This window comes from Clostridium ragsdalei P11 (assembly GCF_001675165.1).
Classification (GTDB): domain Bacteria; phylum Bacillota; class Clostridia; order Clostridiales; family Clostridiaceae; genus Clostridium_B; species Clostridium_B ragsdalei.
Genome location: NZ_LROS01000008.1, coordinates 92,025 through 101,242, shown reverse-complemented (window position 1 = coordinate 101,242; position 9,218 = coordinate 92,025). Strand labels below are relative to the sequence as shown.

Annotated in this window: 10 protein-coding genes; all 10 read left to right on the top strand. The window is 30.2% G+C overall.

From position 1 onward, the window contains the following. Nucleotides 1-431: 431 nt before the first annotated feature. The 10 genes from prmA (at nucleotide 432) to ybeY (ending at nucleotide 9,185) form a co-directional block, all read left to right on the top strand. Nucleotides 432-1,373 carry a 50S ribosomal protein L11 methyltransferase gene (gene prmA, locus CLRAG_RS04095; RefSeq protein WP_065077217.1) on the top strand — a complete coding sequence of 314 codons (942 nt, stop codon included), beginning with the start codon at nucleotides 432-434 and terminating at the stop codon, nucleotides 1,371-1,373. Nucleotides 1,374-1,383: 10 nt separating this feature from the next. Continuing rightward, nucleotides 1,384-2,139, top strand: coding sequence for a 16S rRNA (uracil(1498)-N(3))-methyltransferase (locus tag CLRAG_RS04090; protein WP_065077216.1), 756 nt, complete (start codon nucleotides 1,384-1,386; stop codon nucleotides 2,137-2,139). Between the two features lie 87 nt (nucleotides 2,140-2,226). Further along, a complete protein-coding gene (gene mtaB, locus CLRAG_RS04085) occupies nucleotides 2,227-3,531 on the top strand; it encodes a tRNA (N(6)-L-threonylcarbamoyladenosine(37)-C(2))-methylthiotransferase MtaB (protein ID WP_065077221.1) in 1,305 nt (434 codons plus the stop codon). 59 nt (nucleotides 3,532-3,590) lie between these two features. Next, entirely contained in the window at nucleotides 3,591-3,935 is a 345-nt protein-coding gene (locus CLRAG_RS04080; protein WP_065077215.1) for a histidine triad nucleotide-binding protein, read from the top strand. A 139-nt stretch (nucleotides 3,936-4,074) separates the two neighbouring features. After that, complete coding sequence (rpsU, locus tag CLRAG_RS04075) at nucleotides 4,075-4,251, top strand: 30S ribosomal protein S21 (protein WP_007061146.1); 177 nt, start codon at nucleotides 4,075-4,077, stop codon at nucleotides 4,249-4,251. A gap of 29 nt (nucleotides 4,252-4,280) precedes the next feature. After that, nucleotides 4,281-4,724 carry a GatB/YqeY domain-containing protein gene (locus tag CLRAG_RS04070; RefSeq protein ID WP_013237470.1) on the top strand — a complete coding sequence of 148 codons (444 nt, stop codon included), beginning with the start codon at nucleotides 4,281-4,283 and terminating at the stop codon, nucleotides 4,722-4,724. 170 nt (nucleotides 4,725-4,894) lie between these two features. Continuing rightward, entirely contained in the window at nucleotides 4,895-5,179 is a 285-nt protein-coding gene (gene yqfC, locus CLRAG_RS04065) for a sporulation protein YqfC (RefSeq protein ID WP_065077214.1), read from the top strand. Continuing rightward, nucleotides 5,163-6,317, top strand: a complete 1,155-nt coding sequence (gene yqfD, locus CLRAG_RS04060) for a sporulation protein YqfD (protein WP_065077213.1) — start codon at nucleotides 5,163-5,165, stop codon at nucleotides 6,315-6,317. Before yqfC ends, yqfD begins: the two co-directional genes overlap by 17 nt. A 68-nt stretch (nucleotides 6,318-6,385) precedes the next feature. Next, nucleotides 6,386-8,467, top strand: coding sequence for an HD family phosphohydrolase (locus CLRAG_RS04055; RefSeq protein WP_065077212.1), 2,082 nt, complete (start codon nucleotides 6,386-6,388; stop codon nucleotides 8,465-8,467). Between the two features lie 223 nt (nucleotides 8,468-8,690). Next, nucleotides 8,691-9,185: an rRNA maturation RNase YbeY gene (gene ybeY, locus CLRAG_RS04050; protein WP_065077211.1), complete on the top strand. Its 495-nt coding sequence runs from the start codon at nucleotides 8,691-8,693 to the stop codon at nucleotides 9,183-9,185. Nucleotides 9,186-9,218: the final 33 nt, after the last annotated feature.

The window sequence follows — 9,218 nt, the reverse complement described above, 5'->3', positions numbered from 1 at the left end:
TACAGTGATTCTATTTCAAATGATTTTCTTCCCATAATTAAAACTCCTTTCTCCGTACATTTAGTATTTGGAGAAGAATTTTAATTATTCTGTATAAGTTAATATTTTAGTTAGAAACCCTATATAGGATTTCCAATTGAAGTTTAAACTTATTAAAGTCTTTAACGTGATGAAATTTGTCATTATATAATGTGATATAAGTCAACTTTCAAATTAGAAACTCTATAGTATCAATGAATCTTACTTAGTGGGAAAAGCAGAGAACTTAAATCTTTGATTTAAAATGAATCGATTTCTCTTTAGAGTTTTGTTTCTCCCACTAAGTTTAGATGAGTTATCTAGGGGCGTAGCTACTGTTATCTCCCACTTTGATAGAAGTGGGAGATAACAGTAGGTAGCCATCAGATAAAATTTTGTATAGGAGGAAACCTATGGACAAAGAATGGATAGAAGTCTCAATTACTACTAGCAGCGAGGCAGTAGAGGCAGTTTCAGGAATACTTTACAATACTGAAGTTAAAGGTGTATCTATAGAAGATTCTCAGGATGTAGAATTTAAGAAAAAACATCCAGAAGATTGGGATTATTTTGATGAAAGCTTGCTTAAAATAAAAGATGGAACAGCAGTAGTAAAAGGATATTATAAGCAAGATAATAACTTAAATGGATATTTAAAATACATAAAAGATAGTATAAACAACTTAGAAAATTTTGGCATAGATAAAGGAAAAGGTTTAATTACGGTATCTAAAGTAAATGAAGAAGACTGGGAGAATAAGTGGAAAGAGTATTATAAGCCTTATAAAGTTGGGAAAAATATAGTAGTAAAACCAATATGGGAGAATTATGAAGCAGAAAAAGATGATATAATAGTAGAACTTGATCCAGGTATGGCTTTTGGTACTGGCACTCATGAAACTACAAAAATGTGCATAAAGGCGTTAGAAAAATATATTAAACCTGAATATACTGTATTTGATATAGGAACTGGTTCAGGTATATTAGCAATAACTTCTTCAAAACTTGGAGCAAAAGAGGTTACAGGAGTTGATTTGGATCCTGTAGCTGTAAAGTCTGCATCAACAAATGTTGGATATAATAATATTAAAAATGTAAATATACTTCACGGAGATCTTATGGATGTAGTTAAAGGCAAGGCGAATATTGTAATTGCCAATATAATTGCAGATGTTATAATTTTTTTAGCTGATGGAGTTAAGAATTTTATGCTTCCAGGAGGAGTTTTTATATGCTCCGGTATAATATTAGAGAGAAAAGAAGAGGTAGTTGATAAATTAAATAAAACAGGATTTAAAATAGAAGAAATAAATGAAGATGGAGAATGGGTGTGCATAGTAGCATCAGTGAAATAGGTGGTATGTTATGAATAAATTTTTTGTGCCTCAGGAAGATATAAATTTTAATATAGCCTATATTAGGGGCGAAGATGTAAAACATATACGAAAAGTACTTAGACTTAAATGTGGAGACAAGATAAACATAAATAACTGTAATGGAAAAGAATTTTTAGGTGCTATAGAGAAAATAGATAAAGATGAAGTTGTTGTAAATATTATAGAAGAACTTACGCTATATAATGAAAGCAATATTAAAATTTATCTTTTTCAAGGGTTACCTAAGTCCGGTAAAATGGATTTGATAGTACAGAAGGCTGTTGAACTTGGAGTTTATGAAATTACGCCTGTTGTTACAAGTAGAGTTGTTGTAAAAAATGATTCAGGAGAATTTAAAAAGGTAGATAGATGGAATAAAATTGCTAAGGAAGCTTGTAAGCAGTGTAAGAGAAGCATAATTCCTAAGGTAAATGTTCCAATTAGTTTCAAAGAACTTTTGAGTGAAGGGGAATGTATGGACCTTATAGTAGTTCCCTATGAAAATGAAAGTAATGCAGGTGTAAAAAAAATAGTAAATTCTATAGAAGATAAAAGTAATCTAGAGAAAATAGCTATTGTGATAGGACCTGAAGGTGGATTTGAAGAACAAGAAATAGATGAACTTAAAAATATAAACTCTCATATAGTTACATTAGGGCCAAGAATACTTAGAACTGAAACGGCAGGTTTTGTATGCATATCACTTATCATGTATGAATTAGGAGATTTAGGAGGTCTTTACTAGGTGAATTCAATTAATGAAAAAAAATTTGATTTAACCCTTGATAACAAAGAATTCTTTAATGCTTATGGAAGAAATAAAAAAGTAGGTATGTCTACTTTAGGATGCAGGGTAAATCAGTATGAAACTGAAGCTATGGCTGAAAAATTTATACAAGAAGGATATGATATTGTAAACTTTGAGGATTATGCAGATGTGTATGTGGTAAATACTTGTACTGTAACCAATATGGGAGATAAAAAATCTAGGCAGATGATACATAGAGCTAGGAAAAAAAATAATAGCGCTGTAATTGCTGTAGTAGGGTGTTATTCTCAAATTGCACCAGACAAGGTATCAGAAATAGAAGGGGTAGATGTAGTCCTAGGAACTAGAAATAAGGGAGACGTAGTATATTGGGTAAGTAGGGTATCTTATGAAGGAAAAAAAATAGTCAGAGTAAATGACGTATTGAAAAATAAAACATTTGAAGACTTAAAAATAGACGAATACCAAAAGAGAACGAGAGCTTTTTTAAAAATTCAAGATGGGTGTAATAGATTTTGCTCTTATTGTGCAATACCTTTTGCCAGGGGAGCTGTGTGCAGTAAATCTCCAGATAAAATAATTGAGGAAGTAGAGAAATTATCTCATAATAATTTTAAAGAGATTATACTTTCAGGTATACATATTGCATCTTATGGTACAGATATAGACGGAGACTGGAATCTTTTAAGAATATTGCAGGAAATAGATAAAGTAAAAGGCATCGATAGAGTTAGAATTGGATCTATAGATCCTCAATTTTTTACAGAAGGCGTTATAGAGAAAATGTCAAAATTAGAAAAGTTATGTCCTCATTTTCATCTTTCACTTCAAAGTGGATGCGATGAAACCTTAAAGAGAATGAACAGGAGATATACCACTTCAGAATATGAAAAAATAGTATATGAAATAAGGAGTGCCATAGAAAATGCATCTATAACTACAGATATCATAGTTGGGTTCCCTGGGGAAACAGAAGAAGAATTTAATAAAACTTACGATTTCTTAAATAGAATAGCTCTTTCCAAGATGCATGTATTTAAATACAGCAGGAGAAGTGGGACTAAAGCTGCAGATATGCCCGGACAGGTAGATGGTAAAATTAAGGATGAAAGAAGCAGTAAGATATTGGAGTTAGATAAAAAATTAGAAAAGAAGTTTATGAATAAATTTTTGGGATATAATATGGATGTACTCTATGAACAAGAAATTGACAATGATGGAACATATTTCGAAGGATATACGCCAAATTATATAAAGGTAGTAACAAGGTGCGAAAAAGCTTTAGATTTGGAAGGCAAAATCTTGTGTACACAACTTGAAAGTACAAAAGATGGATATATAGAAGGAAAGTTGAAAAAATTTATTTGACTTTAGCAGGATTTTATCATTAATTATTGAATATTATACTGTTAAGGGAGGTGAAATTTATGGAAGACTGTATTTTTTGCAAGATAATAAAAGGTGAAATTCCATCTGAAAAAATATATGAAGATGATATGGTACTAAGTTTTAAAGATATAGAACCAGCTGCACCGGTACATGTACTTATAATACCTAAAAAACATATAGGAAGTATAAATGATCTTACCGAAGATGATTCTAAAATAATTGCTCATGTATATTTAGTTGCAAAACAGATTGCAGCTAAACTTGGTATAGATGAAAAAGGATATAGAATTGTAACTAACTGTGGAGAAGAGGCAGGACAGACAGTACATCATGTTCATTTTCATTTATTAGGTGGTAGATCGTTTGCATGGCCTCCGGGCTAAAATTTAGAACAATTTAAGAGTTATGAAATTGTTGACAGTATCGAAAGGTTTATTGTATAATGGCTATGTGCTATTTGACCCATGTTAACTGTATTTGATTTTTTAAATTGAATTGAGCTAGCGGAGGGAGGGAGATAATATGTCAGAAATAAAAGTTGGAGAAAATGAAACTATAGAAAGTGCATTGAGAAGATTTAAGAGAAAATGTGCTAGAGCTGGTGTTCTTTCAGAAGTTAGAAAAAGAGAACACTATGAAAAACCAAGTGTAAAGAGAAAGAAAAAATCAGAAGCTGCAAGAAAGAGAAAATTTAAATAGAATTCTTTGAAAGAGGGTATTAACTGGTAATGTCTCTTAAAGAAAGATTGCAAGAAGACTGGAAGAATGCTTTAAAATCTGGAGACAAATTTAAAGCAAACACTATAAGTATGGCTAAAGCGGCTGTTTTGTTGGTAGAAAAAACTGATGGAAAAAAACTTGATGATGAGAAAATTATAGATATAATAGCAAAAGAAGTCAAAGAGAGGCGCGAATCTATACTTGAATTTGAAAAAGGGAAAAGGCAGGATCTAGTTGAAAAAGCAAAATCTGAAATAGATATCTTGTTGGAATACCTTCCTCAGCAGTTAAGTAAAGAGGAAATTTCCGAAATTATTCGGAATGCAGTTAATGAAGTGGGTGCAGAAAGTATTAAAGATATGAAAAAGGTTATGGCAATTGTTATGCCTAAAACTAGGGGCAGAGCAGATGGCAAACTTGTAAGTCAAATAGTAAAAGAACATTTAAATTAAATAAGTAAAAGGTTGAGATTGTATCTCAACCTTTTTTTACTTCCGGTATGCCTCAAAGATTGTAATTATATATATCTAATAAACTTAGGAACTTTCTGTAATTTATTATATACATATTTCATAAATTATTAGGAGTAAGCTAATATATATAAATTCTTAGAGGTGATACTATGGGAGACAAGATATACAATGCAAAACGGAATATTGCACATAAACTGGATTTGCCCGGAGATATAATCTTAAATATGCCCCAGATCAAAATTACAGGAGATAATGAAATAATAATTGAAAATCATAGAGGTATTATAACATTTGATGAAAGTCAAATAAAAGTTAATTCAGGTATAGGATTGATATCCATATATGGAAGTAGGTTTGAAGTGCTTTTTATGGGAGGAAGCACTATAACTATAGGAGGAAGATTTACGTCTATAGTCTATGAAGGAAACAAGTAAATTTAGTTTTAAAAACTATAGAAGCGGAATAATTTTATTGGAAATACAATCCCTTATACCTGAAAAATTTATTAACGTTATGTGGAAAAATAATATCTACATAAAAAATATTAAAAAGAAAAGTATTACAACTATGACTATGGAGATAAATTTAAGAGATTATGATAAGATAGAGGATATAGCAAGGAGAACTGGAACTAGAATAAAGATAATAAATAGAAGGGGTCCTATATTTTTTATAATTAAGCTTAAGAGAAAAATAACTTTAGTATCCGGAATAATTTTATTTATAGGAACAATATATTATTTATCTACTTTTATATGGAGTGTAAAAATAAATTCTGAAGAAGGATTGCCACCTTATATAATAAGACAGCAGCTTAAATCCTATGGCGTAAAGCCAGGTATTAACAAAGATAAAATAAATGTATATAAAATAGAAAAAGATTTAGTAAGGGATAATGACAATATAATGTGGGCCAAGGTGAGAATACAGGGTTCTGAATTAAATGTAAGTGTAGTTCAGAGAAAATCACCTCCTAATATAGTGGAAGAAAATACTCCTTGTAATTTAATAGCCAAAAGGGACGGAAAAGTTGTAAGGGCATATACCACTAAAGGAACTGTTGTTGTAAAACTAGGGGATGATGTAAAAAAGGGACAGCTACTTGTAAAAGGTGAACAAGGAGTGGAAGGATCAACCTATAGTGTTCATGCTGCAGGATATATTATATGCACGACTACCTATGAGGCATCTGAAACTGTAAAAGTAAATAATATAAAAAATGAGAGAACAGGCAAGAAAATAGAAAACTATTATATTAATTTCAGGGGAAAGAAACAGTATCTAAAAAAAGATAATAATAAATTTAATAAATATGATAAAATAGAGGAAAGTAAATTCATCTTTGGGAAAGAGACTTATTTTGAAGTTAAACAAGTCACAGTAAAAGGAAATCTTCAAAAAATAGTACAAGACACTGGAGAAAAACTTTACAATAATATATCTTGCAATTTGGATAAATCTATAAAAATTGTAAATAAGGTGGTTACTTATGAAGGTCAGGATCCTTGTAAGGTTAAAGTACAAGTTACAGCAGAAGAAAATATAGCCATTCCAGATACAATTACAAATTAGGGGCAAAATATAACTAAAGATTATATAAAGAGATTACGTATAAAATGAAGAATAAAGGGTGAGCTTAATTGAAAAAACTATCATTAAAAAAGGTTTTTTTACAAGAAAAAGTTAATAAAATAATTGTTTTTATGATAAGTTTTATATTTATTTATTCACTACTTGTAACTGGACTAACGACAAAAAAATATAACTTGAAGGAAGGAGATATTGCCAAAGTCGATATAAAAGCACCAAGGGAAGTTAAGGATGAATTATCCACAGAAACGCGCATTCGACAGGCAGAGGATTCTGTACCAATTCAATACAATAAAAAACCTGAAGTGAAAACTGGAGTTATCAGTAAATTAAATAGTTTTTTTTCTAAAATAGATCAGGTAAATAGTTCACAATTGGAAGAAAAGGATAAAATACAAAAATTAAAAAGTGAAGATAATATAGGATTAGCAGATGATGATTATCAGGATATAATAAAGTTGAATAAAGATGAATTAAAACAGCTTCAGGATTTTTTGCAAAAATCTCTCTCAGATATGTATGATAACAATAATATAAGCGACAATACACAAAGGGATAATAGAGAAGATATAAAAAAGGCTCAGGAAATTATATTGTTGAAAGTTAGTACTTCTAATAGTTTGTCAAAAAACTTAAAGGATATAGCTACTAAAATGGGATATTCTCAAATTTCACCAAATTTCTTTTATGATAAAGATAAGACAGAAGAACTTAGAAAAGAAGCTGTAAAAAAAGTCTCACCAGTTATAATAAAAAAGGATCAAATTATAGTAAAAGAAGGCGAACCTGTAACAAAATATCAAATAGAAGTATTAAGAGACTTAGGACTTCTAAATAATAGTTCACATTTTCAATGGCACATTTATATTTCATTAGGTGTACTGATTCTTTTAGTATTGGTATTGGAATGGACATATTTTTTCATATATTGTCCTAAAATATATAATGACTTAAAAATGCTTATAATGGTTAATATACTGAGTTTACTAGCTATATTGATGGCTAGAACCATTGGCATAATTTCTACTTTCTTAATACCACTTACATTTGTACCTATGATAGTATCACTTCTTGTTGGAAAAAAAGTTTCGTTAGTAATAAGTACTATTAATTGTGTTTTAATAAGTGTGGCTGTACAATTTAGCTTGGACATAACAGTGCTAGCTGTGGTGAATGCTGTATTAGGGGCTATTATTCTTAAAAAAATGCAGCAGAGAATGGATATATTATTTTCATGTTTATATATGACAGTAATAAATGTTATACTTACTTTTTCAATGGGATTTTTAATCAGTGATAATATGGCAGATGTAGTTGAAAAGGCAGTATATATTGGAATTTCAACTATAATTTCTGGAATTTTAGTTATAGGTTTTTTGCCTCTTTTTGAAGGAGTATTTAATATAGTTACAACTATAAAACTTTTAGAACTATCTAATCCTAATAATCCACTTCTAAAGAGATTGCTCATGGAGGCACCGGGAAGTTATCATCATAGTCTACTAGTTGGAAATTTAGCAGAAGTAGCAGCAGAAGAAGTAGGTGGAAATCCACTTTTGGCCAGAGTAGCGGCTTATTATCATGATATAGGTAAAATAAGAAGACCTTATTTTTTCAAAGAAAATCAATTGGGAAAAGATAATCCTCATAGTAAGTTAACTCCTAGCTTAAGTGCTTTAATAATAATATCCCATGTTAAAGACGGAATTGAAATGGCTAGGGAGTATAAGCTTCCTGAAATAATAATAGATGCTATACAGCAGCATCACGGCACGTCTCTTGTAAAATATTTTTATGTTACTATGAAAAATTCAAGTGAAAAACCAGAGGATGTGAAAGAGGATGATTTTAGATACCCAGGGCCAATACCTGAGACAAAGGAATCAGGTATAATAATGTTAGCAGATGGTGTAGAAGCTGCTGTAAGATCAATAAATGACCCAACTGAGGATAAAATTAAGGAAATGGTAAATAACATAATTAAAGACAGATTAGATGAAGGACAGCTTAATAATTGTGAGCTTACTTTAAAAGATATAGGCAAAATAAAAGTTGCATTTATAAAAGCTTTACAAGGAATATATCACCATAGAATAGAATACCCGGAGGATAAGACATTTTCAAAGAAATAACTAGTCAGTATGCTAGCCTATTTTCTATCATACTGCGTCGGCAGAACCCTTAGATAGGATTTACTATCTGCGGAACCTGCCTCCTTGTTTGATAAAAAATATTCGTCGCATCTTTGACTTGTTATTTTCTTTCAAATACCTAAATTTTCTCAAAAATCTATCAATCAATTAAAAAGTTCTACTTAAAGTAGAACTTTTACATACTAAATTGGGAGGAACGCAAATGATTTTTATAGATAATAGACAAAATAAAATAGAAGTAACACAGGAGCTAGAAGAAAATATAAAAGGTGTAATACAATGTGCTCTAAAAGAAGAGAATGTAAATATTCCCTGTGAAATAAGTGTTATTTTTATAGATAATGAAGAGATAAAAAATATAAATATGGAGAATAGAAACATAGATAAGGTAACTGATGTATTATCTTTTCCAATGTTAGAGTATCCAGAAGGCACTGTATTTAAACAGGTATATGTAAATCATGAATTTGAAGAAAGCGATATGGATGAGGGAAATTTAGTATTAGGTGATATAGCACTTTCTCTTGAAAGAGCAGAGGAACAGGCTCAGGAATTTGGGCATTCATTTTTAAGAGAAGCTTGTTATTTAACAGTACATTCAGTACTTCACCTTTTAGGGTATGATCATATGGAAGAAAGTGATAAAAAAATCATGAGGCAGAGGGAAGAGGAAATTTTAAGCGGATTCAAACTGTAATAATGTATATAAGTTAAAATTACATAAAATGGG

Excerpts from the sequence above, each read along its gene's own strand:
- prmA (WP_065077217.1), top strand. The coding sequence starts at position 432 with ATGGACAAAGAATGGATAGAAGTCTCAATTACTACTAGCAGCGAGGCA.
- CLRAG_RS04090 (WP_065077216.1), top strand. The coding sequence starts at position 1,384 with ATGAATAAATTTTTTGTGCCTCAGGAAGATATAAATTTTAATATAGCC.
- mtaB (WP_065077221.1), top strand. The coding sequence starts at position 2,227 with ATGTCTACTTTAGGATGCAGGGTAAATCAGTATGAAACTGAAGCTATG.
- CLRAG_RS04080 (WP_065077215.1), top strand. The coding sequence starts at position 3,591 with ATGGAAGACTGTATTTTTTGCAAGATAATAAAAGGTGAAATTCCATCT.
- rpsU (WP_007061146.1), top strand. The coding sequence starts at position 4,075 with ATGTCAGAAATAAAAGTTGGAGAAAATGAAACTATAGAAAGTGCATTG.
- CLRAG_RS04070 (WP_013237470.1), top strand. The coding sequence starts at position 4,281 with ATGTCTCTTAAAGAAAGATTGCAAGAAGACTGGAAGAATGCTTTAAAA.
- yqfC (WP_065077214.1), top strand. The coding sequence starts at position 4,895 with ATGGGAGACAAGATATACAATGCAAAACGGAATATTGCACATAAACTG.
- yqfD (WP_065077213.1), top strand. The coding sequence starts at position 5,163 with ATGAAGGAAACAAGTAAATTTAGTTTTAAAAACTATAGAAGCGGAATA.
- ybeY (WP_065077211.1), top strand. The coding sequence starts at position 8,691 with ATGATTTTTATAGATAATAGACAAAATAAAATAGAAGTAACACAGGAG.